Annotated in this window: 37 protein-coding genes and 1 tRNA gene; 3 read left to right on the top strand and 35 right to left on the bottom strand. The window is 68.3% G+C overall.

All coding sequences use genetic code 11. The features are described 5' to 3' along the window. Positions 1–37: 37 nt before the first annotated feature. The 28 genes from ACIQF0_RS00850 to ACIQF0_RS00715 all read right to left on the bottom strand — a co-directional run bounded on the left by ACIQF0_RS00850 (position 38) and on the right by ACIQF0_RS00715 (position 14,485). The gene (locus tag ACIQF0_RS00850; RefSeq protein WP_401023233.1) at positions 38–415 is read right to left on the bottom strand and encodes a hypothetical protein; all 378 of its coding nucleotides are present in this window, start codon (positions 413–415) and stop codon (positions 38–40) included. Then, on the bottom strand, positions 415–708 hold the full coding sequence (locus ACIQF0_RS00845) for a hypothetical protein (protein WP_401023232.1): 294 nt from the start codon (positions 706–708) through the stop codon (positions 415–417). The genes ACIQF0_RS00850 and ACIQF0_RS00845 overlap by 1 nt, the downstream gene beginning before the upstream one ends. Next, positions 705–1,049 carry a hypothetical protein gene (locus ACIQF0_RS00840; RefSeq protein ID WP_401023231.1) on the bottom strand — a complete coding sequence of 115 codons (345 nt, stop codon included), beginning with the start codon at positions 1,047–1,049 and terminating at the stop codon, positions 705–707. Before ACIQF0_RS00840 ends, ACIQF0_RS00845 begins: the two co-directional genes overlap by 4 nt. Next, positions 1,046–1,399, bottom strand: a complete 354-nt coding sequence (locus tag ACIQF0_RS00835; protein WP_401023230.1) for a hypothetical protein — start codon at positions 1,397–1,399, stop codon at positions 1,046–1,048. The genes ACIQF0_RS00840 and ACIQF0_RS00835 overlap by 4 nt, the downstream gene beginning before the upstream one ends. Continuing rightward, the gene (locus ACIQF0_RS00830; RefSeq protein ID WP_401023229.1) at positions 1,392–1,517 is read right to left on the bottom strand and encodes a hypothetical protein; all 126 of its coding nucleotides are present in this window, start codon (positions 1,515–1,517) and stop codon (positions 1,392–1,394) included. The genes ACIQF0_RS00835 and ACIQF0_RS00830 overlap by 8 nt, the downstream gene beginning before the upstream one ends. A 41-nt stretch (positions 1,518–1,558) precedes the next feature. Beyond that, complete coding sequence (locus ACIQF0_RS00825) at positions 1,559–1,927, bottom strand: hypothetical protein (protein ID WP_401023228.1); 369 nt, start codon at positions 1,925–1,927, stop codon at positions 1,559–1,561. Beyond that, complete coding sequence (locus ACIQF0_RS00820) at positions 1,924–2,688, bottom strand: hypothetical protein (RefSeq protein ID WP_401023227.1); 765 nt, start codon at positions 2,686–2,688, stop codon at positions 1,924–1,926. Before ACIQF0_RS00820 ends, ACIQF0_RS00825 begins: the two co-directional genes overlap by 4 nt. Positions 2,689–2,840: 152 nt before the next feature. Further along, entirely contained in the window at positions 2,841–3,680 is an 840-nt protein-coding gene (locus ACIQF0_RS00815) for a DUF5131 family protein (protein ID WP_401023226.1), read from the bottom strand. After that, the gene (locus tag ACIQF0_RS00810; RefSeq protein WP_401023225.1) at positions 3,673–4,089 is read right to left on the bottom strand and encodes a hypothetical protein; all 417 of its coding nucleotides are present in this window, start codon (positions 4,087–4,089) and stop codon (positions 3,673–3,675) included. The genes ACIQF0_RS00815 and ACIQF0_RS00810 overlap by 8 nt, the downstream gene beginning before the upstream one ends. After that, a complete protein-coding gene (locus ACIQF0_RS00805; RefSeq protein ID WP_401023224.1) occupies positions 4,086–4,328 on the bottom strand; it encodes a hypothetical protein in 243 nt (80 codons plus the stop codon). Before ACIQF0_RS00805 ends, ACIQF0_RS00810 begins: the two co-directional genes overlap by 4 nt. After that, a complete protein-coding gene (locus ACIQF0_RS00800) occupies positions 4,325–5,092 on the bottom strand; it encodes a hypothetical protein (protein WP_401023223.1) in 768 nt (255 codons plus the stop codon). The genes ACIQF0_RS00805 and ACIQF0_RS00800 overlap by 4 nt, the downstream gene beginning before the upstream one ends. Continuing rightward, on the bottom strand, positions 5,092–5,745 hold the full coding sequence (locus tag ACIQF0_RS00795) for a hypothetical protein (RefSeq protein ID WP_401023222.1): 654 nt from the start codon (positions 5,743–5,745) through the stop codon (positions 5,092–5,094). The genes ACIQF0_RS00800 and ACIQF0_RS00795 overlap by 1 nt, the downstream gene beginning before the upstream one ends. Further along, positions 5,742–6,527: a DUF4097 family beta strand repeat-containing protein gene (locus ACIQF0_RS00790; RefSeq protein ID WP_401023221.1), complete on the bottom strand. Its 786-nt coding sequence runs from the start codon at positions 6,525–6,527 to the stop codon at positions 5,742–5,744. The genes ACIQF0_RS00795 and ACIQF0_RS00790 overlap by 4 nt, the downstream gene beginning before the upstream one ends. Continuing rightward, complete coding sequence (locus tag ACIQF0_RS00785) at positions 6,524–6,961, bottom strand: hypothetical protein (protein ID WP_401023220.1); 438 nt, start codon at positions 6,959–6,961, stop codon at positions 6,524–6,526. The genes ACIQF0_RS00790 and ACIQF0_RS00785 overlap by 4 nt, the downstream gene beginning before the upstream one ends. Then, positions 6,958–7,743, bottom strand: coding sequence for a hypothetical protein (locus tag ACIQF0_RS00780; RefSeq protein WP_401023219.1), 786 nt, complete (start codon positions 7,741–7,743; stop codon positions 6,958–6,960). The genes ACIQF0_RS00785 and ACIQF0_RS00780 overlap by 4 nt, the downstream gene beginning before the upstream one ends. Positions 7,744–7,811: 68 nt before the next feature. Then, a complete protein-coding gene (locus tag ACIQF0_RS00775) occupies positions 7,812–8,018 on the bottom strand; it encodes a hypothetical protein (protein ID WP_401023218.1) in 207 nt (68 codons plus the stop codon). Beyond that, entirely contained in the window at positions 8,015–8,515 is a 501-nt protein-coding gene (locus ACIQF0_RS00770) for a hypothetical protein (protein WP_401023217.1), read from the bottom strand. Before ACIQF0_RS00770 ends, ACIQF0_RS00775 begins: the two co-directional genes overlap by 4 nt. Next, a complete protein-coding gene (locus tag ACIQF0_RS00765) occupies positions 8,512–9,609 on the bottom strand; it encodes a helix-turn-helix domain-containing protein (protein WP_401023216.1) in 1,098 nt (365 codons plus the stop codon). Before ACIQF0_RS00765 ends, ACIQF0_RS00770 begins: the two co-directional genes overlap by 4 nt. Before the next feature lie 31 nt (positions 9,610–9,640). Further along, positions 9,641–9,922, bottom strand: a complete 282-nt coding sequence (locus ACIQF0_RS00760; RefSeq protein ID WP_401023215.1) for a hypothetical protein — start codon at positions 9,920–9,922, stop codon at positions 9,641–9,643. Beyond that, on the bottom strand, positions 9,919–10,224 hold the full coding sequence (locus tag ACIQF0_RS00755; RefSeq protein WP_401023214.1) for a hypothetical protein: 306 nt from the start codon (positions 10,222–10,224) through the stop codon (positions 9,919–9,921). Before ACIQF0_RS00755 ends, ACIQF0_RS00760 begins: the two co-directional genes overlap by 4 nt. Continuing rightward, positions 10,221–10,547 carry a hypothetical protein gene (locus tag ACIQF0_RS00750; RefSeq protein WP_401023213.1) on the bottom strand — a complete coding sequence of 109 codons (327 nt, stop codon included), beginning with the start codon at positions 10,545–10,547 and terminating at the stop codon, positions 10,221–10,223. Before ACIQF0_RS00750 ends, ACIQF0_RS00755 begins: the two co-directional genes overlap by 4 nt. Continuing rightward, positions 10,544–11,056 (bottom strand): HNH endonuclease, encoded by a 513-nt coding sequence (locus ACIQF0_RS00745; protein ID WP_401023212.1) that lies wholly within the window; start codon positions 11,054–11,056, stop codon positions 10,544–10,546. Before ACIQF0_RS00745 ends, ACIQF0_RS00750 begins: the two co-directional genes overlap by 4 nt. Further along, on the bottom strand, positions 11,053–11,478 hold the full coding sequence (locus ACIQF0_RS00740; protein WP_401023211.1) for a hypothetical protein: 426 nt from the start codon (positions 11,476–11,478) through the stop codon (positions 11,053–11,055). Before ACIQF0_RS00740 ends, ACIQF0_RS00745 begins: the two co-directional genes overlap by 4 nt. Beyond that, entirely contained in the window at positions 11,475–12,674 is a 1,200-nt protein-coding gene (locus ACIQF0_RS00735; RefSeq protein WP_401023210.1) for a hypothetical protein, read from the bottom strand. The genes ACIQF0_RS00740 and ACIQF0_RS00735 overlap by 4 nt, the downstream gene beginning before the upstream one ends. Continuing rightward, positions 12,671–13,354: a hypothetical protein gene (locus ACIQF0_RS00730; RefSeq protein ID WP_401023209.1), complete on the bottom strand. Its 684-nt coding sequence runs from the start codon at positions 13,352–13,354 to the stop codon at positions 12,671–12,673. Before ACIQF0_RS00730 ends, ACIQF0_RS00735 begins: the two co-directional genes overlap by 4 nt. Further along, positions 13,351–13,707: a hypothetical protein gene (locus ACIQF0_RS00725; RefSeq protein ID WP_401023208.1), complete on the bottom strand. Its 357-nt coding sequence runs from the start codon at positions 13,705–13,707 to the stop codon at positions 13,351–13,353. Before ACIQF0_RS00725 ends, ACIQF0_RS00730 begins: the two co-directional genes overlap by 4 nt. An 81-nt stretch (positions 13,708–13,788) precedes the next feature. Beyond that, the gene (locus ACIQF0_RS00720; protein ID WP_401023207.1) at positions 13,789–14,100 is read right to left on the bottom strand and encodes a helix-turn-helix domain-containing protein; all 312 of its coding nucleotides are present in this window, start codon (positions 14,098–14,100) and stop codon (positions 13,789–13,791) included. Between the two features lie 142 nt (positions 14,101–14,242). Then, positions 14,243–14,485 carry a helix-turn-helix domain-containing protein gene (locus ACIQF0_RS00715; RefSeq protein WP_401023206.1) on the bottom strand — a complete coding sequence of 81 codons (243 nt, stop codon included), beginning with the start codon at positions 14,483–14,485 and terminating at the stop codon, positions 14,243–14,245. Between the two features lie 299 nt (positions 14,486–14,784). Between ACIQF0_RS00715 and ACIQF0_RS00710 the strand changes: the two genes are divergently transcribed. Beyond that, complete coding sequence (locus tag ACIQF0_RS00710; RefSeq protein WP_401023205.1) at positions 14,785–15,159, top strand: helix-turn-helix domain-containing protein; 375 nt, start codon at positions 14,785–14,787, stop codon at positions 15,157–15,159. On the opposite strand, the gene ACIQF0_RS00705 is transcribed toward ACIQF0_RS00710, so the two are convergent. After that, positions 15,160–15,672 (bottom strand): hypothetical protein, encoded by a 513-nt coding sequence (locus ACIQF0_RS00705; protein ID WP_401023204.1) that lies wholly within the window; start codon positions 15,670–15,672, stop codon positions 15,160–15,162. It abuts the gene before it with no gap. Between the two features lie 56 nt (positions 15,673–15,728). Here ACIQF0_RS00705 and ACIQF0_RS00700 point away from each other — a divergent pair, with 56 nt between their 5' ends. Continuing rightward, positions 15,729–17,318 carry a LacI family DNA-binding transcriptional regulator gene (locus tag ACIQF0_RS00700; RefSeq protein WP_401023203.1) on the top strand — a complete coding sequence of 530 codons (1,590 nt, stop codon included), beginning with the start codon at positions 15,729–15,731 and terminating at the stop codon, positions 17,316–17,318. A 114-nt stretch (positions 17,319–17,432) separates the two neighbouring features. Here the strand turns inward: ACIQF0_RS00700 and ACIQF0_RS00695 are convergent. The 6 genes from ACIQF0_RS00695 to cmk all read right to left on the bottom strand — a co-directional run bounded on the left by ACIQF0_RS00695 (position 17,433) and on the right by cmk (position 22,219). Then, positions 17,433–17,506, bottom strand: a tRNA-Pro gene (locus ACIQF0_RS00695). Between the two features lie 172 nt (positions 17,507–17,678). Then, positions 17,679–18,761 (bottom strand): sensor histidine kinase, encoded by a 1,083-nt coding sequence (locus tag ACIQF0_RS00690; RefSeq protein ID WP_401023202.1) that lies wholly within the window; start codon positions 18,759–18,761, stop codon positions 17,679–17,681. Between the two features lie 26 nt (positions 18,762–18,787). Continuing rightward, positions 18,788–19,420, bottom strand: a complete 633-nt coding sequence (locus tag ACIQF0_RS00685; protein ID WP_360047448.1) for a response regulator transcription factor — start codon at positions 19,418–19,420, stop codon at positions 18,788–18,790. Positions 19,421–19,485: 65 nt separating this feature from the next. Continuing rightward, on the bottom strand, positions 19,486–20,907 hold the full coding sequence (gene der / locus ACIQF0_RS00680) for a ribosome biogenesis GTPase Der (protein ID WP_360047449.1): 1,422 nt from the start codon (positions 20,905–20,907) through the stop codon (positions 19,486–19,488). Beyond that, positions 20,904–21,536, bottom strand: coding sequence for a lysophospholipid acyltransferase family protein (locus ACIQF0_RS00675; RefSeq protein ID WP_360047450.1), 633 nt, complete (start codon positions 21,534–21,536; stop codon positions 20,904–20,906). The genes der and ACIQF0_RS00675 overlap by 4 nt, the downstream gene beginning before the upstream one ends. Beyond that, the gene (gene cmk / locus ACIQF0_RS00670; RefSeq protein WP_360047467.1) at positions 21,533–22,219 is read right to left on the bottom strand and encodes a (d)CMP kinase; all 687 of its coding nucleotides are present in this window, start codon (positions 22,217–22,219) and stop codon (positions 21,533–21,535) included. Before cmk ends, ACIQF0_RS00675 begins: the two co-directional genes overlap by 4 nt. 127 nt (positions 22,220–22,346) lie before the next feature. On the opposite strand from cmk, the gene ACIQF0_RS00665 reads away from it, so the two are divergent. Then, positions 22,347–23,234, top strand: coding sequence for a hypothetical protein (locus ACIQF0_RS00665; protein ID WP_401023201.1), 888 nt, complete (start codon positions 22,347–22,349; stop codon positions 23,232–23,234). The last annotated feature ends 79 nt before the right edge of the window (positions 23,235–23,313 follow it).

The raw sequence follows: 23,313 nt of genomic DNA, 5'->3' as shown, positions 1-23,313 counted from the left end.
GGGGGCCGTTCTCGTTTCCGCTACTTGCAGAAGGCGCTCACCACACCTTCCGGCCGCCGTGACGCAACGCCTTCCACAACGACTTCGACCGCGGCTGAACCTGCATCCCCGACGGGGCGGCGCGCAGTGCCTCCTCCGCCTCGGGCGCCACGATGACCCGTTCAGCGAACTCCTGCTGCACCTCCGCGACCTCCTCGACGCCGACCGGTTCAGACGGCGGCGGCGGTTCCTGCGGGCCGTCGTCGAGCAGGTCGGACTCGACGACATCGCTCGGGCGCGGTGTTCGCGCCGCGGCCCACCGATCTCGGCACGTCGGGGTCGCGTACCGCGGCGTGAGGCCGTTGTCCTTCACCGGTGTCTTGCAGCCGCAGGCGCACAGGTCCGGGTTGTGCGTCCCGAAGCTCCCGTAGTCCATCACGAGTCCGCGGTGCGCTGCGGGTTCCGGACGGGCTTGGGCTTCGTCGTTGCGTCTGCGGCGGCCGGCGCGGGCGGAGCCTGGTCGGCGATGGGCGCGGGCTTCTTGAGCTCGGCGAGCTTGGCGTGCAGCATGCCGCGGTCCACGGTCTGCTGGATCTCCAGGCGCCGCAACGCTGCGGCGGACTCCGCTCCCTGGCGCGTGGCCATCGCGTCGGCTTCGGCAACGAGCATCTCGGCCTTCGTGATGTGGTCCTCAAAGGTCCAGGTCGTGTAGTCGAGGTTGTCGGTCATGCGGTCTCCTCTGCTTGCCGTGCGAGCCACTCCCGCACGGTCTGGGTGTGATCGGTCCTGCACAGGTCGAACGCGGTCGGGATGCCGCGTTCGTCGGTCGCCGTGGGGTCCAGGTGCCAGCGCGTCGGCCCTTCAGGCAGCGGTTCGCCCTCGGCCACGAACACGAGCGCGCTCCGGACGTCGAGGCTGTCCACGGTCCACATCGACTGCGAGCGCGCGAGACAGGGCTGGCCGTCGTGCCACCATCGGCGAGACGGTGCCTCAAGCGCGGGCCGCCCGCAGGCGCCGCAGCAGCCGCGGCGCGGCCACTGCGACGGATCCCACAGACCAGGGATGGTCATCGGCTTGTGCTGCCTTGGTCGGCTCCGTCGACCTCGATCTGCACCTGCAGTCCGGCAGCACGGAACACCGCCTGGACGTCGCTGATCTTCAGGTGTTCGGGGATCTGGGTGGCGTCCAGTTCCACGACGTGCGGCTGTTTCGTCGCAGTGTCCTTCACGCGGAACTGTCGCCAGCTTTCCTCTATCTGGTAGCGGATGTAGGCGGCCTCGTAGCCACTGGCGAACGCCCGCTCGACGAAACGCATGACCTCGTACTGCGCGCTCTCGTCCGGAATCTTGTCGACGAGCTGCTTCAGCTCATCGACGAGCTCGCGAGGCAGGAAGCCGACGCGAACCTTCCACTCACCCACGGCGTCTCCTCAGGACCAGTGCCAGGGCGACGAGCAGCGCGATCGGGGCCAGCGCGAAGTTGAAGCAGCCCCGGCCGTTCGCCCACTCCTCACCAGAGCCCATGTCGGCGCGCGTCACGGCGTCTCCGCCGGCCTGGCCGGGCTGTGGTTCTTCATCGGTCAGTCCTTCTCGTCGGGCAGACATGCGTCGATGGCGAACTTCCACAGCCACGAGGAATCGTCGACATACAGGCGCGGGAAGTCCCAAGGGCTGTCGCCGTCGCGAGCGCCGTAGTTCACCTGCTCCAGCGGCAGGCCCGGCATCTGCACCTCGAACGCGCACAGCCCACCCCAGGCACGGAAGACGATGATGAACGCGTAGCGGCCGTCGCCATAGTCGGCCGACTCGATGCGATGGGTCAGGACGTGGTCATAGTTCTCGCGGGCGGCTGCGACATCGAGCACGAGCTGATTGATGTTGACGATGGCGTTCTCGACGGTCGCGGACGGGACCGCTCCGGTGCCGGGGTTGATGTGGATGGTCGTCATCGGTCGGGGTTCCCTTCGACGGCAGGAGCGGGCCAATGTTGATTTGCCTGGTGATTTGGTGATTCCACCGACGACTCAAGTGCCGCGCGTCGTTCGCGGAGTCGCGTGATCGTTGCCTCGTCGATCCATCCCGTGCGGACATACGGCTTGCCGGGGTGGCCCTTCTCCCCTGTCGCGAACATCGCCAGCAGTTCGTCGGCGAGCGCGGTCGCAGCGGTGGCGCGCTCTCCTGCAGTCTGGGTCCATGCTCGCTGGTTGGCGATGAGCTGCTGAACATCGGTGTCCCCGCCGAGACCGTTCAGGGGCCAGAGTTCCCTCAACCGCTCGACCTCGGCGGCGACTGCTTTGAAGGTTCTGTGAGGCATGCCATGCCGCACGTGCTCGTACAGCGCTTCCGCGTCACGAACCTCGCATGGCACGTCGCTCCCGTCGCAACAACCGAGCAGGGCGTGCACGGCGCGCTCCAGGAAGTCCTCGTTCTGCTCCAAGCGTTCGATCTCGACCTTGTGCTCAGCAATGATCCCTTCCCACCGAGGCACGTGGGTGTCCGCGAACTTGAGCGAGCGGCGGAGTTCCGAGGCTCTGGCGGCCATCCTGCGCATCAGTTCCGAGTAGGTGTCCTCGGTCTTGTCGAGCAACTCCTGCAGTTCGTTCGCTCGCCGCTCCTCGCTGCGGTACAGCGAGGCGAACGTGGAGGCGTCGCGCTCCGGCGGTGCCGCGTTCTGAACAACGGTGATGACTGCCCGTGCGCGGCGGCGCATTGCCCGCTGTGTCTCCGGCCGGAGTTCACTCCAGGGCTTCGGGTTCCAGGTGTACTCGTCGGCCCACGCTTGCAGCATTGCGTAGGCGGCCTGCTCCAGCAGGTCCTCGGCGATCTCAGGTCGCTGCTCGCGGGCGGGTTCCTGCGTCGTGGTCACGCTGCACGCTCCGGGAGCTCGACGTGCTGGCGGCCATCGAGCAGCGAGCCGCCGGCCTTCGATGTGCGTCCGCCGACCTGCTTGAAGAAGAACGGCACGTCCGCGCTCGCGCACTGGTCTCGCAGTGACCGCGCCCAGTCGAGGTTCATCGGGCGGTGCTTGGCTCCCGATTCACCTCCACAGATCACCCAGGACACCTTCTGCGCCGAGGTCGCCCAAACGTCGGGAATGCCGTGTCGTCCGTGGACGACGTCGAGGTGCGTGCCGCCTCCATCGGTGTACGCGACTCGTGTGAGGTCGACAGCTTCGAGAAGTGGTTCACACGACAGGAAGCGCACCTTCGCAGGCCTCATCAGCAGGGCCGCGATGCGCTCGTTGGCTCGACGCTGATCCTCCACTGAGGTGCCGAGCCAGACGTTGTCCGGCCAGTCGTCGCCCCACGGCGCCATGTCAGCGACGTTCTCGATGCGCTTCGTCAGCAGCTGCCAGCGCAGCCACGGCGTCTCGGCGATCAGGTCCCACAGGCGGGTGCGAGCCGCGTCGAGCTCGGCGTTGACCTCGTCGACGGGGTGCCGCTCGAAGACGTCCGACATGGAGGCGCAGAACACCAGCGCAGGCTTGCCCGCATGCTCGGCGTCGCGGTTCCACTTGAGCGGCTTGCGCCAGTTGTCCTTGCCCAGCATGCGACGCGGGCCCGAGCGGCGCCACAGTTCCTGGCCCCAGCGGTGCGCGAGGGTGTCGGCGTAGCAGAAGCGGCACGCCGGCGAGACGCGCGAGCATCCCCACCAGGCGTTGAAGGTGTGATCCGTCCACTGGATGGCGGTTTGGTCAGCCACGGCCGCTCTCCGTTTCAGCGTGCTCGGCAACGAACCGCTTGATGCGCGCCTGGTAGCACTCGGCTTCGCTGAAGTCCATGTGCTCCTGGCAGTAGCCGTGGTGATCGAGCGAGCAGGGCTCGTTCACCGTCGCGTCGTCGAGGAGAGCGATCGCGCCCTTGAGATCGGCGCGCAGGCGAGTGATGGTGCGCAGGTACTGTTCGACCTTGTGGCTGGCGAAGTGCTGCTGCAGCGCGTCCTCGACGCGTTGGGCGCGCTGCACCTGGGCGACGCCGGTCATCACCCCGGACCCGAAGATGTTGGCGAGTGCGTTGGCGGGCACGTCTACCACGGGTTCGGCGTGCTGCCACGCGCAGTTGTCGAGTGGGCACGAGATCACTTCGACGGTCACGGTCTCTGGTGAGCTCACGCGAACCACTCCTTGAACTCCGGCAGGAGTCCGCTCTGGACCATCTGGTCCGCCTCGAACTGGAGGGTTTCGGGCAAGGGCTCGCCGGTGCCGTCCACCCACTCCTGTGACGGGGCGATGTAGCCGAGTTGTCCAGCAGCATGCAGAACGGCAACCTGTCCGCCCGCATCGTTGAGCAGGTCCTCGCCGCTGGTGATCGTGAACCCGGCGAGCGGGCCGTGCGTGATGTGCTCGATCACGACGACACCCCCGCTGGCTCCTGCTCGGACTCCTCGGCGTCCTCGGGTTCGGGCAGTGGCGGCAGATCCGCTGCGTACACCCCGATGTCTGGGGCCTGGCCGTCGGCGAGGTCGGAGTCGTTCCAGCCCTTCGAGGGGGCTATGACTCCGCGGTAGCTGACGCCGATCTGAACATGGACGTTCATGGACTGGTGCACGCGGTAGAGCGACACGGTTCCGCTGTGCCGGTTCGCGATCGTGAGGAACGCGGAGAGCGCGGACGCGGTGTAGTCGGTGCGGTTCTCCACCGCCTTCATGTCCTGCGGCGCGGTGAGGTGCACGGAGGCGAGCAGCGGGAACACGGTGCGCGGGAACGTGTCGAGGTCGCTCCACGCGAACCTCTGGGTGAAGCCGTGGCCGAACAGGTCCGGGTCCTCGGCGATGACGACGTCTTCACCATCACGCCGGAGGTCGCTGACGTGGTCGTTCCTGTTGTCCTTGTTGAGGAGCTTCTTCAGGCTCTCGATCAGGGCGCGGACGTAGTTCACCGGCAGGAGCGTCGGCAGGAGGCCGCCGCCGGCCTCGACCCACGAGTGGCCGACGACGCGGCCGTTCGTCGAGGTGGCGACGAGGCAGTTCACGGCACCGACTTCGGAGTTCTCCTCGACCTTCGACGTGTGCAGCAGGATGCCGGCGCAGCCTGCGAGACCCGTCTCTTCGGCCGCGGTGAGGAGGTGGTCGTTGAGGAGGGCCAGGAGATCCTTGGTGAGTATGCGAACGGACATCAGGCGTCCTCCAGGGACAGTTGACGGGGCTTGTGGTGGGGGCAGAAGTCCCCGCTCTTGTCGCAATGCCAGCCCTGCGTGCGCAGGTAGGCGCGGGCGTAACCGAAGCGGCGGTTTTCGGAGTCGTTCTCGTGCACGAGGTAGTCGCCGCGTTCCTCGTGCTCGCAGGTGTCGCAGAAGACCGCGATCTCGCACGAGAACCGGTCGGCCCGGTACGGCGGCACGGTGACCGCGCCGGCGCCGAGCGGCCACGTGAACGTCGGGATGCCGAGCCGGGTGGACATCTCGGCCGTGTCGCGGGCGCCGCGGCTGCCGGTCGCCACTAGGGCGTGCGTCTCCTGGATCGGCTCGGGTCCGAACATCTCGTGATTGCGGTACGGGCCTGCGGCCGGGCAGTACTCCTTGCCGTCCTTGATCCGCCGGTGTCGCGGGCGGCACTGCGGCCGGCACGGCCCGTACCAGTCGGCCGGGCGCGGCTCGTCGATGCCGCCGAGCTCGCGCCAGATCGCGGCCACGTCCTGGTCGCCTTCGGGACAGTCGCCGTGGACGAGCACCGCGTTGGGGCGAGCGGCGTGGACCTGTTCGACGACGCTGCGCATGGCGGTCTTGTCGGTGTACCCGCGGGCGACGGTGAAGAGGAGGCGGATCTTCACCGGGCAGCCTTGGGGATGCGCACGTGTCCGGACATCGAGCGTGCCGAGACGTGCCGGGGGTCGCCGGTGATGGTCACGTTGCCGGACATGGCGTCCGCGTCGATTTCGGCGCCGCTGCCTGCGATCGCCCTGATGCCCCCGGACATCGTGCTGATCGACGCGGCACTCGCGACACCGTCGACGTGGATGTCGCCGGACATCGACTTGAGCATGCCGTTGTCCATCGCGCGGACCTCGATGTCGCCGGACTGGCTGCGGGCGTGCACCCGGTCGGCGCCGTCGGCGCGCAGGTCGCCGGACGTCGCGGCGAACCGGATAGCCTTGAGGTGCCCCGTCGTTCTGACCGATGCTCCGCCGGCGTCGACGGTGAGGCTGGAGCCTCGCGGCAGCCGGGCCGACAGGCGCACGCCACCGCCAGTGGCGATGACCACGGTGCCGCTGCCTCCGGCCGCTCGGCCGTTGACGACAGTCACTCCGCCGGCGTTGCCGATCACGATGTTGCCGACCGAGACCGAGCCGGTGTTGATGGACACGCTGTGTCCGTTGCGGACGATCGTCGTCGAGTTACCCGGCGTCCTCGGCAGGCGCACCGCGAACTCGTCAGCGCGCGAGCTGACCTCGGCGCGGGCGATCAGGTCGAGCGCGGTCTCATCGTCCGGCTGCTCCGGATGGAGCTCGACGACAGCGGTGTCGATGTCTTCGACGGTGACGTCGATGGTGCCGATGCTCGTGGTGAGGTCGAGCAGGACGGGGCCAGGTCGACTGTGCTGGATGGTGGTCATGCGGCGGACTCCTTGGTGGTGGTAGCCGGGCGGTCGATGACCCAAGGCCCGTGGAACCGGGTGACCGTGCGGTGCGCGACACCCGCGCTGGGGATCTCGTGCAGGGCGTCGTTGAGCGTCTCGGCGGCCGCGACGTACGCCGCGTCCTCCGGGCTCGTGCCGCGGAGGAACAGCTCGTGCTCGACGTGCTGGCGGGCCTGCGCGGCGTAGGCGTTGATCTCGTCGGCGAGTTCAAGCCAGCGATCGCGGCACTCCCACGACATCACCCTGATCGCGTCGAGGCTTGCCGCCCGAGCCAGCTCGCTTGCCACCTCGCGCGCAGCGAGCGGTGGCATGACGGCCGCGGTGTTGGCGATCGCGGCCTGGATCGTCGCCAGGGTCTCTTCCGGGCCGCGGACCTTGGTGGTCGCGGGCCGCAGTTCGGTGGCGTTCACGCGGCCACCTCGACCCGGAACGGCAGCACGGGCTGGTGGTCGCCGTCGGAGCAGGACGAGCACAGGTCGTGCGCCTCGAACACCGCGAGGATCGCCTTGCGGGTGTCGTGGTCGAGCTTGAGCACGAAGTCCCGGGACACCTGGGTCCAGTCGACGTTGAGCTCGCCGAGTCGGGCGGCGATGGACTGGGCGACGTCGAGCGGGTAGTCCCAGTTCTGGACGCGCAGCAGGGTCGGCTCGTGGGTGATGCCCCACTTGCCCTCGGCTCGCTTCCAGTCGGCGCCGTCGAACGAGCCCGTGAGCGTCTGCGTGACGATGAGCCCCGGCGTGCGGGTGGGCACGTACGGCACGTCCGCCGTCAGGCCGTCGCGGGTGGTGATCTCGGTGGTGCTGAGGCCTGCCGGGATCGGCGGTTGCTGGTCTGCTTCGCCACCGAGCCACGTCATGGGGTGCCCGTCCGCGATCTGGCGGCTCCACTGCCAGTTCAGTTCGCCCGCGGTCTCGCCGTCCTCCATGGACTTCTGGACCCAGACGGCGAGCCGGTCGGCTTCCTGCGGGTCACGCCGGCGTAGCGCTTCGAGGAACACCACGGCGGGGAACTTGCTGATGTAGTGCGCGATGGCGATGTGGTTCGGGTTGCCGGTCTTGGGATCGACGACGCGTTCGAGGAGGGAATCGGCGTCGGCGAGGGCCTGGCGGATGTAGTCCTCGGCGGTGTTGATCTCGGGTGCGGGCCGAGCGAGGCTCTGCGCCCCTTCAGTGGCTTGGGGTTCCTGTCCCATGGCGAGGGTCCTTCCAATCGCGCCCCGTCGATCTGGGGCGGGCAAACGGGTGGTCTTGATCAAGCGGGCTACTGCAGGCCCAGCTGCACGCGACGACCTGGCGCGAGGTGCGGGCGGCAGTCGAGGCACGGGACGGCGTTTTCGCGGTCGACCCAGCCCTTGACGCACTTGCTGCACTCGCTTGGTCCGTGCGCAGGCGGAGGCACGACGGGCGCGGGCAAGTCCGCGGTCAGGTCGTCGTCCAGGTCGTCGTCGAAGCGGTCGTCGTGGCTCACGACTGCTCCAGGTTCTGGCGCACCCGCGCGAGCTCGGCGGCGGCCTCGGCGCGGCGTCGCTCGTCGTCGGGCGAGTTGCGAACGCGGGGACGCTTCAGCGAGAACGGCATGGCGAACAGTCGGCGGAGCTTCCAGCGCGCTTCACGCGTCGTGGCGAGCTGGGCGGCCACTACCTCGAAGGCGGCCTTCGCATCGTCACGCGTCTGGTCCGAGGCCGGAGCGGGGCCGGGCAGCGCAAGCATCGGCGTCCGATCGGCGCGTCGAGCCTCGTGGATGAGGGCGGTGATGTGGGCGGGCTTCATGTACTCGGTCGAGTAGGTGATGTGCTGCTTCACTGCCTCAGCCGCCTCATGCGCACGCCACTTCGCGGTGTGTGCGGCCATCAGCCAGACGGTGACCATGTCGGCACTGGGCTTGCGGTGGTCGCTGTTCGCGATCAACGTCAGCAGGTCGACCATCTGGGCGTGAGTCATCGGCGTGTAGTTGCTGGCGTTCATCGGTGATCACCTCGCGAGTGGGGTGCGGGTAGCGAGATCAGCAGGGGCAGCGCGTCGGTTCCGGTCGCAGCGAGAGGCATCTGGTCCGGCGCGAGCTGCCAGGTCGCCGGACCGGCGCTAGGGCCCGGCTGGGATGGCCCCTGCTTGAGGGCCTGCCACTCGGCGGTGATGTCGCGGCTGGGCTTCGGCTTGCGCTGCTCCCATTCGCGAAGGGCTTGGAGCCGCAGTTGGTCGTACTGCTTCCGGAACTTCGGCATCGACAGGACGTTCGCTTTCCAGAACGAGTCCGCGGTGGCCCAGTCGATGAGGTTGAGAGCGTGCTGAAGTTCGCGGCCGTCGCGGTCGAGCAGCAGGCGTGCGTCGGTGCGCCACTTCGCGGTGATCGTTGCCTTCACGCCGTTGGCCGTGAGGCGTTCGTGGAGGCGTTCGCACAAGGCGTTCACGTCGTCGCGAATCGCGTCTTCCGTAGGAGACGCGAGTTGTTCTTTTGGTAGTTCATATGGCAGGTCAAGGGCAGGTGTAGCCGGGATGACCTGCGGTTCTGACGGTGGTGACACCGTCAATGACGGTGTGCCACACCGTCGATGACGGTCCGCCACAGCGTCAGTGACGGTGTCGGACACCGTCAGGCTGACGTCGTCAGACGGCGTCATCTGACGGTCCACCGCACCGTCAGCCTGACGCTGTGCCACACCGTCAGATCCGGTGCGCCGACGCTCTTCGTATCGCCGCTGCCGCTCGCGCTGCTTCTCCAGCGCGCGCTCGCGACGCTCGTCGTTGACGCCCCTGCCGGAGCGCTCGATGTCGAGATCCAACTGCCACACCGTCGTTCCACCGGTGAGCTCAGCGGTCTTCGAGATCAGGCCCTTGGCCTGGATGCGGTCGAGTGCCTGCTGAACGGTGTCGGTCGTGATGTGGCAATCCTCGGCGAGGGTGCCCAGACCGGGCCGCGCGTTCTTGCCGTCCTTGTCCGCGTACGTCGCGAGCGTCAGCAACACGAAGTGCGCGGTGAGATCCGGCCGGCCGTCGGCGCGGGTCATCGTGGGGACCCGCTTCGCCCATGCGATCGGCGTGAACGCCGTTCTGCGGGGCATGTGGCCTCCAAAGGCTCGAAGGGAGGCGCGGTCATGCCGCTGCCGTGATGTCGTTGACGGCGTTGGGTTGCAGCCCTAGCCGCTCTCGGATGCGGGCGGTCGTGTATTCCGTCATCTGCGTGTGCGCAGCGACCTCCGCATCGAGCCACCCGAGCTCGTGCACCAGGTGCCACACGAGGTCCTCCCGGTCCCTGGTAGGCAGAGACTCGGCCGGCTCGCGGCCCTCGAGGCAGCGCACCCACAACTTCCAGCTCGCGTGCGGCCGTCCAAGAACAAGCGCGGCAGGCAGCGCACGACGGCGCGCCGCGGTCATGCCGACCTCTTCTCGGCCCAGGCCTTCGATGCGGCGCGGTCCATGCAAGCCGCGACGATCTCGTGTCCGAAGAACTCGCCGAACTGATGGCAGACCTCCTCGGTGGAGTTGACGAGGAGCTCGCCGAGGCCTTCGGCTGAGACGCGAACGGTGTCCTGATTCCCTCGACGAATCCTCGCGGCGGAGGACCGGATCGTGTGGGCGTGCTTGCAGTCGGCGCAGGGCTCTTCACCGCGGGCAGCGTGCGCGTCGAACCCGCTGCTGGTGCCGTGCTCGACAGGGGTCGTCCTAGCCCGCCTCATCGCGCACCTCCAGGAGTGGCGCCGTGCTCGGAGGGGATACGGCCAGTGCCCTGGCAGCGGTCGGTGTAGAAACCGGGCGTGTGGGCGAAGTGGTAGCGAATCTGCCCACGCTCATCGAGGGCACGCCCGTCACGCCCGCACCACGGGCAGGTGACCCGCTCGACGTGGCGCGGTGCAGCGAGCACGATCCAGGTCGCGAGGTCCTCGTCCGTGAGGAACTTCTCGAAGCGGCCGTGCCCGTCGTACGCCGTCCAGTACTGCTCGCCGTTGAACCGCAACGCGATCCGCGTGCCCTCAGGGTTCATGCGCGCTTCGGGGTTCATGCCGCCAGCTCCCACTCGGCCTGCAGCGGGTGCTGCTCGGCCGGCGTCCACCCCGTCGCCCCGGGCAGTTCGTACTCCTCGCGCCCGAACCTGCGGACAGGCCAGTCCTCGGGGCTGTTGTCCAACGGCACCAACCAGCCGTCGATGCGGGCCTGGGCACGTTCCTGGTTTTCCATCCAGTCGTGACACATGCCTGGCGTGGTTGCGGAGCCGCACACGGTGACGAGGTTCGCCATCGTGTTCTTGCCGCCGCGACCACGCGGAAGCCTGTGCTGCAACGAGTACGGGCAGTTGCGGATGTCACGGCCGCAGCGCTGGCAGGTGTAGTCGTCACGCGTCAGCACGGCGTCGCGCATCTTCTTCGTCGGCCCCGTGTAGCGCGGAGACTTCGTTGTTCCCGTCTGCTTGAGACCCGTGCCCGCGCCAGCCTTGGAGTTGAACGAGGTGCGGCGCATGGGCTCGGTGCGGGGAGGGAACGCGGTGCGCTCCAGCTGCTTCCTGCGGATCACGCGACGCTCCCTTCCATGTGCGATTGGGTGCGGTCGCGCGCCTCGGCGCACCGCAGCGCCTCACGTGCCGCCTGCTCGAACCCGTGGGCGAAGGCGTCGACAACGGACCGCGTCCACGCCTCCGTGCCAGCAACCCCGTCAACAGCGGCACATGCCCGTCGGGTGATGTCGTTGACGAGGCGCTCGGCTTCGGCCAACGCGGGCATGTGCCGGGCGCGATCCGCCAACACGAGTGCCATCAGGCGCTGTTCGCGGACCTGGATTGCTGCTGCCGCACGGTGTTCGCTGCTATCCAGGTGGACCTCGGGACAGGTGACGCACTCCGGACAGCACGGCGTGCAGTCGTCGGCGCAGCACCCGGCGGGCCGGTGGCCACCGCAGCACACCGTGACCACCCCCGTCCGCACCAGTGCGGTCTTCACGACGCCACGCCGACATGGATGTGGTCCCGGACTGCGGTGCTGGTCTTGTGCACGTGCCGGCCTACTTCGGTGGCCAGGCCGCGCAGCGACACCGCCGTGCTGTCCGCGAGATTGAGAACAGACCGCTCTTCAGGAGTGAGGAGCCCCTTGACGTCCTTGGCCATTGCGGCGGCGCCTGCCTGCTCCATCTCGGCCCACAGCCCGTTGAGTCCAGCGCGCTTGTCCAACGTCAGCAACCGGTCGACTAGGGAGACGATCGTGGCGTCAGTCGATGCCGGGATCTCGTCCTGCGACGGCTCCGGTGCTGCACTGGGCGGAGGAGGAAGCGGTCTCGGTGCGACTGTCTGCCGCCCCGGCACTGCGCGCACGGGCGGCTCCTCGCCGGGCATGGTCTGGTCGGCGTCGAGCACGCGCACCACCGGCATCGGGGTGTTGACGGTGCAGCCGGACCAGTCCCACACGATCGCCGCAGGGCTGAAGTTGGCGCGGAGCTGGCGTCGCTGGGTGGCGTTGAGCCGAGTGCGTTCGGGCGTCTGAAAGGACACGATCTCCGGCTTCGCACCGTGCACGTAGCGAATCCAGGCGGTGACGTCGAATCCCAGCTGGTCCTGTGCCTTGAGGACCCATCTGCCGTCCGCGTTGCGCTTCTCCCGCGCGATCATGATCACGGGGCCAGGCCAGGTGAGGATCTTGGTCATGAGCTGCCGGTGGCGATTACCGAGGAGCGTCCACAGGTCCGCGTCGATCTCTACCTTGACCTCGGAGGAGTACGCGGCAGCCGGATCAAGGCCATGCCTGATCAGCTCCGAGGCGGTGCGCCGCCGGGCCCGCCGGTCGCCGAGGTTGGACAGCATCATCCACTCGCTGCTCATGGTGTTCACGATCAGCGCGCTCGGCATGCCGCCGGTGGCGGCGACCTCACGGGCGACTTCCCATGCGGCGTCGACCTGCCCGATGATGTCGGCCCACGTGCCGTCGTGGTCGAGCAGTTCGAAGTCGGCGTCGGGTGCGGCACCGTAGATGTCGCCAGTCGAACCGGTGTTGAGTTCCAGCCAGTAGCTCGTGACGAGCCGGGCGTCACCGGTGAACGACGCGGCCGCCCAAGCGGCGTCGCCAATGGAAGCCTCGTCACCGGTGAACAGGACCCGCTGCCAGCCGCCCGCACCGGTGGGACGGCGTGTACGCAGGGCGGTCACTCGTCACCGCCGAGCATGTTGCCTTCCATGTCGACGATGCCGCTCACGATCAGGTCGTCGACGACGCTCGGGTTGCGGAAGGTCACGTAGACCTTGGGGGCGCTGGGTTCCACGACGATTCCGGGAGGAGCGTCCACGCCGACCTCGCCGCCGAAGCCCATCGGCCGCTGGGCGAGCCTGGACTTCAACGCGAGCTCGTTGATCACGTGGTCCGGGACGACATCGACCTCTTCGAGCAGGTACGGCGCGAACTGCTTGAGCACGTTGAACACGTGCTGCTCGGTCGTGCCTGGCATCAGACGCGTCTGCTTCTCGACCTTGTCGGCGTAGCGCTCCTTCACCCACTCCTTGCTCGCCGACGGGTCGACCACCTTCGCGGTGTAGGTGAGCTTCGAGACGGTGATCTGGACGAACTCTTCGTCGGCGTTGAGCGGGTTCATCACCGGCAGGGAACCCTTGCGGCCCAAAACCCTCACGACGTCGGCCTTCGCCGCCTCGTCGACCTTGTTGAACCGCTCGGCGTTGCGGTTCGCCACTGCGGCGCGGATCAACACCGCGTTCAACGCCTTGACAGCGGTGTCCTCGACGACGGGAGCTTCAACCTCCGTCGACGGGTCACCCGGCTGGATCTCCTCGTGCACGTCGGCCTGCTCCATGCCCGTGCTGATGTCCGTCGTCACGCTGCGTCCTCCTGAGCGGGCTTCTTCACCTGGAACCGGTAGGGCTCGCCGTCGATCGAGACGACGAGGTCGTGACCGGTGATGTCGTTGGTCCAGCACACGTAGCGGGCGGAGGCGATGGCCGCGTGCACGCGGGCGAGGTCCCAGTCCGCGCCGAAGCCGGAGGGGCTGAAGCAGTGCACGATCTGGCGGACCGTCTGGTCGCTGTACCCGGTGCCGTCGCAGTGGTCGCAGTTGCCCTTGATGGCGAACGCGGCGCTGGTGGCGAGCTGCTTGATCTGGTCGCGCTCGGCGGCGTCGCGCACCACGGAAGATGCGTTCGCGGCCAAAGGTGTGCGATCCTTGCTGTGCATAGGGGTTGGACTCCCTTGTTCAGTGGCGAATGAATGGCCGTCTGCTTGGCCGGGTGCGACCGGCTTGGTGGGCGGCCTTCGTCATCCGGCCTTGGGCTGGCGGCGCGGGGGACGCGCGCGGAGCGGAACGACTTCGTTCCGGCTCTCCGACTGCCGTCGCCGCGGCTGGGCGCGACGACGTGCTGTCGTCGTCGGCTTTTCGGGGGTCATGACGGGCAGCTCTTCGAAGATCGCGACGATCTCGTTGAGGTGCGCGTCGGTGAACCTGTACGAGCCACCGACCTTCGTGAACGGGATCTGCCGGCGTCGCGCCTGGTCTTCCACCCACCACTTCGAGACCTTCAGCGCATTGGCGACCTCTTTGGCCGTGTGCAGTTCGGGCAGCTCGGACATCAGGCAGCGCTCCGCTCGCGGTCGGCACGCCACTCGGCCACCAAAATCGTCCGGTTCCCACTCCTGAAAACAGGACGACGAGGGCATGCTTGCGCAAGCCCGATCAGCTGCTGATCCCCCTGGAAGGGTGCGTCGCCCGTGATCATGCGGCGAGCGTTTCTTCGGACAGGCTCTCGCGGATCTTGATGAACAGCGCGTCCGATTCCACCTGAAGCGCCTGCGCGAAACGCGCGGCGACCTTCTCGTCGGTGTCGATGCGCTGGCCGCTGCGGAGCTGCTCGATCGTGGTCTTGCTCGTTCCGACCAGCTCTGCGGTTCGCTGGATGGACAGACCGTGCACCTCCATCAGCTGTCTGATCAGGCGCGGACGGACGATGAGCCTCATGCTGGCGACCCTCATAGGCACCCCCTTCGCTCCTTGACTTTTGACGAGGACACGACCGTACGCTGGGATGTCCTGTTCTGCAATATCAAAACAGGACGACCGTTGGTCTGTTCGGCCTCGTCTGAACAGGTTCAGGCGGCCTAGCAGGGAGAATGGCAAGTTTGGGGAACATAACGATCGTGGGACACTGCATTCGTGTTCCGCAGGACGGGCGGATCACCGACACCCCACGACCGTCCGGAGGCTCGCCGATGGGTCACTTCAGTGACTACCTCAACAAGCATCCGCGAACGGCTGGCATGTCCGCCAGCAAGTTCGCGGAGGCAGTCGGTATCAGCAGGAACACGGCGAACGAGTTCCTCCAAGGGAGAACCCTGCCCCACGAAGGCACCCTGCAGAAGATCTCACGCACCTTCGTCGAACTCCCGCTCGCGAAGATGCAGGAGCTGGTGCTGCTCGATACTCCGGTTGACCTGCCCGGCGTTGAGCTTCTCAACTTTGAGCAGCGCGGCCTGGTCAGGGAGATCGTCAGGCAGCTACTGAAGGCCTCAGGGCGGGAGGCTCGAAACCCGGAGCAAGAGCCTCGGACCGAGGACAACGTGGTGCAGCTCCCCGTGTCGAAGCTGCCCGACCGGGTGAAAAAGGCCGCGTACGACCCACCCTCAGACGAGTAATCACTGACGGTTACTTGCACACGTACACCCGTTACCCGGATGGAGCAGCCCGAGAGTTACAGGCAACTCAACATTCATCGAGAAGTTGCCCCAACGAGGTGAAGATTCCACCCCGCGTACCCAAACAGTCGTAACGGCGCCCACCCGAACAGCGCTATCGGCGCCGTGCACCACATTCCGCCGCTCCTCCAACTGCTTGACACGCTGCTTGGTCACGCGCAGGAAATCACGATCCGCCGTGGCGTCCCCGATGTGGGACTCGCTGAAGTCGACTTCGCCGCGCACCTCATCACCGTCAAGGACGGCCTGAGTCCCGGCCAGCTCCACGTTGCGCTCGTGCACGAGTTCGTCCACCTGCTCCGCGGCCCGGCCCGCATAGGCCGCGAGCACCTCGAAGAAGCGGCTGTGCACAACGAGGTTGCCCGCCTCCTTGCTCCACGGCACGAGCTTCCTGCCATCCTGCATGGTGCAAACCCCACCGAGATCGCCGAACGCCTCGTGATCGATCGGCACACCGCGCGCCTTGCCCTTGGCCTTGCGCGCGCGGAGGACGCGACAGGAGCCGCCTGATGGGCTACGCGGAGAAACGCACGGGCAAGGACGGCGTGTACTACCGCGGCCGCTACAAGATCAGCCCTGGACGCTACGGCACCGTCGCAGACGCGAACGGACGCACGATCAGGTTCAGCACCAAGCGCAAAGCCGAAGAGTCCGCGAACGACGAAGAGGCAAAGGTCCGCGCCGGCTCGTGGCGCGACCCCGCAACCGGCCAGACCCCACTCATCGACTACGCCTCACGCTGGTACGCCGCGCAGGACCTCGCACTGTCCACGATGGAGTCCTACAAGACCAACCTCGAGGTGCACATCCTGCCGCAGTTCGGGGACACGGCGATCGGCGCTATCAGTGCGTTCGACATCGCCGAGTGGGAGAAAGAGCAGCGGGCGGCCGGGTACGCGCCCAGCACTGTCAACAGCTGGCGAGGCACTCTGCACCTCGTTCTCGCGGACGCGGTCGAGGACGAAGTGATCCCGTCGAACCCGGCGTCGCGGCGCCGCGGGCGCGGCAAGCGCGCTGGCCGATCAAGCGACCGAGGCCCAGAGAAGGTCTTCACGAACGCATTGGGCGCGTTGCTGATCGCCGAGCGGGCCGCGCTGCTGTCCGGCCGTGACGACGAGTTCGTGGCGGTCGTGACGAAGTTCTACACCGGCGTGCGTTGGGGCGAGCTTGTCGGCTTGGAGACCGAGCACACGCGTCTGCGATCGATTCGCATCGAGTGGCAGCTGTACGAACTCAGCACGGGGGTGCTGCACCGCTGCCCGCCGAAGGACGACTCCTACCGCGACATCGACGTGCCGGCGTTCCTCTCGCGCCTACTCTCCGACCACATTGCTCGGACCGGGCCGACGCCGTGCGCGTGCCATGGCCGGACCTACGTGTTCAGCGGCGCGCACCAGGAGAACCGCGTGGCTAAGCGGCCTGGCGCGAAGCTCGCCGACGTCGCCCGGCGCGCCGGGGTCTCGACGGGCACAGTGTCGAACGTGCTCAACCATCCCGAGCGGCTGGCCGAGGAGACCCGCGTGCGGGTCGAGCAGGCAATCGCCGAACTTGGGTTCGTACGCGGCGGCCGCGAGCGGGAGACCGCGCCACACTGGCGTCGCAACGGCTACGCGGCGTGGCTCTTCCAGCCGGCAGCGACGGGCTTCTACCCGAAGAAGGCGCCGTACGACGCACGGCCAGTGCCGGTGCTCGCCGAGCCGTGGCCCGGAGTACCAGTGCGCGGGCGCAACGCTCCTGGACGTGCGGACGCGTGCTGGACGCCGATAGCCAAGGGCCTCACTCCACACGGCCTCCGGCACTCGCACAAGACGTCTCTGGTGGAGAAGGGGATCCCGAAGCCGCTTCAGGACGAACGCTTCGGCCACATGGACGGGACGGTGCAGGGTCGCTACTCCCACGTCACCGAGGACATGCGGGCCCGGCTGCTCGCCGAGCTGACAGCGGACTGGGAAACGGCGCTCGACGAGCGGATCGCGATGAACCCGCGGTCGCCGGTTGCCGTACTGGACGAGCTGCTGCAGGCGCGCGCCCGCCGGGTCAGCGAGCAGTCGCGCGAGCAGTCACGGGGACGGGTTCGGCGGACGCTAGGGCTGGCGTGACAGAACCGCAGAATCAAGATCGTCTCCCGAGATTCTCCCGAGACGCCCCGTGAGACAAATCAGGGCCGGTTCTCTCTCCCGAGAAAACCGGCCCTGAACTGCGATAATCGACCGTCGGGACGACAGGATTTGAACCTGCGACCCCTTGACCCCCAGTCAAGTGCGCTACCAAACTGCGCCACGTCCCGGCCACACTCCCGGTTTCCCGGCGTGCATGAGAAATCCTACAACACCGCGGACAGAGATCAAAAACGACCCCCGCAACAGGCCGCGAGCTGCGGAAATACGGCGGGGACCCGAAGTTCGGGTCCCCGCGTCCCTCGGTCCGACCGATCCCCCGATCCTCGACCGACACCCCGATCATGCGGTGGCGGCGTCTCGGGCGCCACCTCCTAAAGTCGAGTCTTGTCCGTCAACCTTCGGCTTACCGGGCGGTAGGACCGCGCTCACGCTGAAGCCGCCGTCTGCTCGGTACGAGGTGGTGAGGGTGCCGCCTGCCAGGCGTACTCGTTCGGACAGGCCGTGCAGGCCCGCGCCTCCGCCGTCGCCCGGGGGTGGTAGGTCGCCTGGGCCGTTCACCACTGAGACGCGGACTGGTGTGGCTCGGTCCACGGTGACCGTGACTGTGGCGCCGGGGGCGTGTTTTGTCACGTTGGTCAGGGATTCCTGGACTACTCGGAACAGGGCCCTGGAGACGGCTGGGGACAGTGGGGTGTCGCCTGTTTCGGACAGCGTTACGGAGACGCCGGCTACTCGGGCTCGCTCTATCAGTTCCTGCAAGGACGGGTAGGTGGTGTCCGAGTTCAGGAGGCCCAGGGCCGCTCGCATTTCGGACAGGGATTCCTTTGCCAGGGCGCGTAAGCGGAGGGCGGTTTCGCGTACGACCGGGTCTGGGGCGGTGGCGGCCAGGGCGGCTGACTCGACTGCTATCAGGGTGGCGTGGTGGCCTACCGCGTCGTGGATCTCGCGGGCTATTCGGGCTCGTTCCGCGGCACGGGCCGAGGTCTCTTGGGCCTCCAGTTCGGCGGCGCGCGCTCGGCGGGTTTCGTAGAGCGACTGGGTCAGTTCCTTGCGGGTGGTGTTGAGGGCGCCCAGGGCTGTGGGGGCTGCTGCCAGGCCGAAGGCGAACGCGGTGGCCAGCAGCAGGGGGCCTATTGGGATTGTCTGGGTCATCAGGACCGGGGCGATGGAGGCCACGGTCATGAGCAGGACCCAGAAGACCTGGACCGGGATCGACTTCTCCTTGCGGCCCAGGCGGTATTGGGCCACCAGTGCCGGGGCCCAGCCCAGGCCGCCGGCTACTGCTGGGACGCACAGGAGAGAAGCGAGCCACGGCCAGCGCAGGCGCAGAGGCAGCAGCAGAGAGGCGGCCACAGCGGTCCACAGGGACCATTCGAACGGGCGGTCCTGGGTCATCAGGACCACTCCCGCGGTGATGGCCACGGTGAGGACTTCGCGCAGTACTGGCCTCACCACACACCGACCTGGTGCGCGACGAGAGCCGCCTGCACCCGGTTCTCCACGCCCAGTTTGGTCAGGACGGTGGAGACGTAGCTCTTCACCGTCGCTTCGGACAGGCAGAGTTCCTCGGCGATCGAGTGGTTCGAACGGCCTGCCGCGACCAGTTCGAGGACCTGGCGTTCGCGGGCCGAGAGCGAGTCGAGCTGCCGGTTGGCTCGGAAGCCGCGCAGGCGCGGTAGCAGGCGGGCGGTGATGCGCGGGTCCAGGACCGCTCCGCCTGCCGCGAGGTCGACCACGGCTCGGACCAGGGCTTCCGGTTCGGCGTCCTTCAGCAGGAAGCCCTGGGCGCCGAGGTCCAGGGCGGTCGCCACGTAGTCGTCCAGGTCGAACGTGGTCAGCACGGCGATCGCGGGCGGGGTGGCCCAGGTGCGCAGCCGGCGGACCGCCTCCAGGCCGTCCACGCCCGGCATCTGGACGTCCACCAGGACGACGTCGGGCAGGTGCGCCAGGACGGCCTCCACCAGGGAAGCGCCGTCGGCTGCCTCGCCGACCACCTCGACCCGTCCGTCGGCCTCGAGGAGGACTTTCAGGCCCCGCCGCAGCAGGGCCTCGTCGTCGGCTAGCACCACGCGTACGGCCACAGACCCAACCAACCGCACCCCATGACAAAGGGCAACCAGATCGGCCGGGTCGTCACCCGGAGAAACTACTTCTTGGCGGCGCCGGCCTTCTTCTTCTCGCGCACGCGCACGGAGATGCGGACCGGGCTGCCCTCGAAGCCGAACTCCTCGCGGAGGCGGCGCTCGATGAACCGGCGGTACGACGCCTCCAGGAAGCCCGTCGTGAACAGCACGAACGTCGGCGGGCGGGTCGAGGCCTGCGTCGCGAACAGCACCTTGGGCTGCTTGCCGCTGCGCACGGGCGGCGGGGTGGCGGCGATCAGCTCGGTCAGCCACTGGTTCAGGCGGCCGGTCGGAACGCGGGTGTCCCACGAGTTCAGAGCGGTGCGCAGCGCGGGGGCGAGCTTGTGCACGGCGCGGCCGGTCAGGGCCGAGATGTTGACCTTGTCCGCCCACGGCACGCGCACGAGACCGCGTTCGAGTTCGCGGACCATCTCGGTGCGGCGGTCCTCGTCGACGAGGTCCCACTTGTTGAACGCCAGCACGCACGCGCGGCCCGACTCGACGACCATCGTCAGGACACGCAGGTCCTGCTCCGCCAACGGCTCGTGCGCGTCCAGCAGCACGACCGCGACCTCGGCGGTCTCGATCGCGGACTTGGTGCGCAGCGAGGCGTAGTACTCGGCACCGCCGGAGAACTTGACCCGCTTGCGCAGGCCGGCGGTGTCGACGAAACGCCAGATCTCGCCGTCGAGCTCGACCAGCGAGTCGACCGGGTCGACGGTGGTGCCCGCGACCGAGTCGACGACCGAGCGGTTCTCGCCCGTCAGGCGGTTGAGCAGGGACGACTTGCCGACGTTCGGCTTGCCGACGAGCGCCACGCGGCGGGGGCCGCCGTTGCCGGCGCCGAAGTCGTCGCGCGGGGTCTCCGGCAGCTTCGAGAGGATCACGTCGAGCATGTCGCCGGAGCCGCGGCCGTGCAGGCCGGACACCGCGATGGGCTCGCCCAGGCCCAGCGACCACAGCGACGCGACGTCGGCCATCAGCCGGTCGTCGTCCACCTTGGACGCGCAGAGGATCACGGGCTTCTTGGACCGGCGCAGGACCTTCGCGACGGCCTCCTCGGTCTGCGTCGCGCCCACCGACGCGTCCACGACCAGCAGGATCACGTCCGCGGTCGCCATCGCGAGCTCGGCCTGCGCGGCCACGGAGGCCTGCAGCCCGACCGCGTCCGGCTCCCAGCCGCCCGTGTCGACCACGGTGAACTTGCGGCCGTTCCACAGCGCGTCGTACGCCACCCGGTCACGCGTCACGCCCGGCACGTCCTGCACCACGGCCTCTCGGCGGCCGATGATGCGGTTGACCAGTGTGGACTTGCCGACGTTCGGCCGTCCGACCACCGCGAGCACCGGCTGTGGCGGCGCGGCTTCCTCACCGTCAGAGCCGTCGAGGTCGCCGAAGGCTGACCAGTCGGCCTCGTCCTCCCAGGTGCCGTCCAGGTCCGTCATCGTCTTCCCTCACTCGTGCGAAGTCCATCAAGTTCGGCGACCAGTGTCGCCAGGCGATCACGCACCTGCTCGGTGGCAACGCCCAATGCAGCCCGTCCCTTCCCCTCGGGAAGGTGGAACGGCTCACCGATCAGCACGTCGACCTCGGGGCGCCAGCCCTTGGCCTGGTAGGTCCCGCGGCAGGCGATCGGCAGCACCATCGCGCCGGACGTCTTGGCCAGCCACGCGGCGCCGTTCTGCGCACTCGCCACGTCGCCCTCGCCGCGCGTGCCCTCGGGGAAGATCCCGATCACGCCGCCGGCCTTGAGCACGGACTGCGCGGTGACCAGTGCCGTGCGATCGGCTTCGCCCCGCTTGACGGGGATCTGGCCGATCTTGCGCAACAGGTTGCCGACGACGCCCTTGAACATCTCCTGCTTGATCAGGAACGTCACGCGCCGGGGCAGCGCCCCGAACAGGATCGGCCCGTCAGACATCGAGCTGTGGTTGGCGACGACGACCACGCCGCCGCTCAAGGGTACGCGGTCGCGGCCGTGCACCCGAATCCGGAACTGCCAGGCGTAGGGAACCCGCCCGATCCAGCGTCCGAGGTCGAACAGCCAGGGCACCGTCCCCGCGGGAACGCTCACCCGGTCACCCGCAGCCCGCGGCGCTCCACGAGCTCCAGCAACGCCCGGATGGTGCCCGCGAGGTCGAGGTCGGTGTTGTCGAGTTCCACCGCGTCGCCGGCCGCCTTCAACGGCGACACGGCGCGCGACGAGTCGTACTTGTCACGCCGCTGCACGTCGGCGAGCGCGGCGTCCACAGTGGACTGACGTCCGGCGGCGGTGTCCTGTTTGGTCCTGCGCGCGGCCCGCGCGTCGGCCGATGCCGTCAGGTAGACCTTCAACGGGGCGTCGGGCGACACGACCGTGCCGATGTCGCGCCCCTCGACGACGATCCCGCCGACGTGGTCGACGGCGTCCGCGATGATCGCGCGCTGCTGGGCGACGAGCAGTTCCCGCACGTGCCTGGTCGCGGAGACGGGTGACACCGCCAGCGACACCTCCGGCCCGCGGATCTCGGCCGACACGTCGTCGCCGTCGAGCGTGATGCCGGGTTTCTGGGGGTCCGTGCCGACGACGAGCACCGCGCCGTCCACGACCGCGGCGACCTTGACCTCGTCCGCCGGGTCGACGCCCGCGCGCAGCACCGCCAGCGCGATCGCCCGGTACATCGAGCCGGTGTCGAGGTAGCGCGCGTCCAGCGCCATCGCGACGCGCTTGGCCACGGTGGACTTGCCGGTGCCGGCCGGTCCGTCGAGAGCGACCACACCGCGCAACTGACCCTGGCCCACAGCAGCTCCCTCCGAGACACCCACGGCCCACATTGTGCCTGGTGCGGACGCTCACACCGGCACCGGGACGGTCCAGGTGCCGATCATCCGGAATCATGCCCCGGTGAACTTGCGCAGGTGGCGGCTCGCCGTCGTGGCGTTCGCCGTGTCGGTCATCGGTGTCCTGATCTGGCTGACCACTCGGGACGTGGGCGACGAACTCGCCGGCGGGACAGGGGTGGTGCTCGCGGTCGCGGGCCTGGTGGCCGGTTTGCTGAGCCTGCGCGCCACGGCCGTGCGTGACCCGGACCAGGCTCTGGAGGACCTCGCCCGGCTCGTCGCCGAGCGCTGGCAGACCGAGGCCGGCGCACAGCGGGACGCGCGCTGGGCGTCGACCGGACGGCCGGTCGCCCCGAGCGCCGCGGAGGTCATCGGCACCGGTGTGGTCGCGGGCAGGCCGATCCGGCTGAAGCTGCACGGCGGGGCGGCCGACCTGGCGAAGGCACTGCGCGCACTGCCCGCACACCAGCTCGTGGTGCTGGGCGAGCCGGGTTGCGGCAAGACGAGCGCCGCGATCGAGCTCACGCTCCGCCTGCTCGCCCAGCGTGAACCCGGCGACCTGGTGCCGGTGCTGTTCCCGCTGGCCTCGTGGGATCCCCGGAAGCACGACCTGGACACGTGGATGGCGCGCCGGATCTCGGCGGACCACCCGGTGTTCCGCGGGCGTGGGAAGCGAGTGGCACGAGAACTCGTCGACCGCGGGCTCGTGCTGCCCGTGCTGGACTCGCTGGACGGGGTCACGTCGAAGGTCGACGCCGTGCGGACCATCGCGGGCATGACCAGGCCGATGGTGCTCACCTGCCGCGCCGACGACTACGAGGAGATCATCCGGGAGAGCGGTGTCCTGGTCGGACGCGCCGCCGTGGTCGAGCTGACGCGTTTCCCGGTCGGCGGGGGTGAAGCGCCCAGCGAAGTCCACATAGGACTCGTGGCTCGGGAGAGCCTGCTCTGAAGGTCTCGATCGGTGGAATCCGCAACAGGCCTGAGCTCCCGTGACCGATCTCGTGTGCGCACAACCGATCACATGGAGG

Origin of the sequence: Lentzea sp. NPDC092896, from assembly GCF_044754905.1 — a bacterium.
Taxonomy (GTDB): domain Bacteria; phylum Actinomycetota; class Actinomycetes; order Mycobacteriales; family Pseudonocardiaceae; genus Lentzea.
Note: the sequence above shows the minus strand (reverse complement) of the source record. Positions and strands in the feature narration are given on the sequence as shown.

Coding starts and splice junctions, on each gene's coding strand:
- ACIQF0_RS00850 (WP_401023233.1), bottom strand. CDS start 415: ATGGACTACGGGAGCTTCGGGACGCACAACCCGGACCTGTGCGCCTGC.
- ACIQF0_RS00845 (WP_401023232.1), bottom strand. CDS start 708: ATGACCGACAACCTCGACTACACGACCTGGACCTTTGAGGACCACATC.
- ACIQF0_RS00840 (WP_401023231.1), bottom strand. CDS start 1,049: ATGACCATCCCTGGTCTGTGGGATCCGTCGCAGTGGCCGCGCCGCGGC.
- ACIQF0_RS00825 (WP_401023228.1), bottom strand. CDS start 1,927: ATGACGACCATCCACATCAACCCCGGCACCGGAGCGGTCCCGTCCGCG.
- ACIQF0_RS00820 (WP_401023227.1), bottom strand. CDS start 2,688: ATGCGCCGCCGCGCACGGGCAGTCATCACCGTTGTTCAGAACGCGGCA.
- ACIQF0_RS00800 (WP_401023223.1), bottom strand. CDS start 5,092: ATGTCCGTTCGCATACTCACCAAGGATCTCCTGGCCCTCCTCAACGAC.
- ACIQF0_RS00790 (WP_401023221.1), bottom strand. CDS start 6,527: ATGACCACCATCCAGCACAGTCGACCTGGCCCCGTCCTGCTCGACCTC.
- ACIQF0_RS00780 (WP_401023219.1), bottom strand. CDS start 7,743: ATGGGACAGGAACCCCAAGCCACTGAAGGGGCGCAGAGCCTCGCTCGG.
- ACIQF0_RS00770 (WP_401023217.1), bottom strand. CDS start 8,515: ATGAACGCCAGCAACTACACGCCGATGACTCACGCCCAGATGGTCGAC.
- ACIQF0_RS00765 (WP_401023216.1), bottom strand. CDS start 9,609: ATGCCCCGCAGAACGGCGTTCACGCCGATCGCATGGGCGAAGCGGGTC.
- ACIQF0_RS00760 (WP_401023215.1), bottom strand. CDS start 9,922: ATGACCGCGGCGCGCCGTCGTGCGCTGCCTGCCGCGCTTGTTCTTGGA.
- ACIQF0_RS00755 (WP_401023214.1), bottom strand. CDS start 10,224: ATGAGGCGGGCTAGGACGACCCCTGTCGAGCACGGCACCAGCAGCGGG.
- ACIQF0_RS00750 (WP_401023213.1), bottom strand. CDS start 10,547: ATGAACCCCGAAGCGCGCATGAACCCTGAGGGCACGCGGATCGCGTTG.
- ACIQF0_RS00725 (WP_401023208.1), bottom strand. CDS start 13,707: ATGCACAGCAAGGATCGCACACCTTTGGCCGCGAACGCATCTTCCGTG.
- ACIQF0_RS00720 (WP_401023207.1), bottom strand. CDS start 14,100: ATGTCCGAGCTGCCCGAACTGCACACGGCCAAAGAGGTCGCCAATGCG.
- ACIQF0_RS00715 (WP_401023206.1), bottom strand. CDS start 14,485: ATGAGGCTCATCGTCCGTCCGCGCCTGATCAGACAGCTGATGGAGGTG.
- ACIQF0_RS00710 (WP_401023205.1), top strand. CDS start 14,785: ATGTCCGCCAGCAAGTTCGCGGAGGCAGTCGGTATCAGCAGGAACACG.
- ACIQF0_RS00700 (WP_401023203.1), top strand. CDS start 15,729: ATGGGCTACGCGGAGAAACGCACGGGCAAGGACGGCGTGTACTACCGC.
- der (WP_360047449.1), bottom strand. CDS start 20,907: ATGACGGACCTGGACGGCACCTGGGAGGACGAGGCCGACTGGTCAGCC.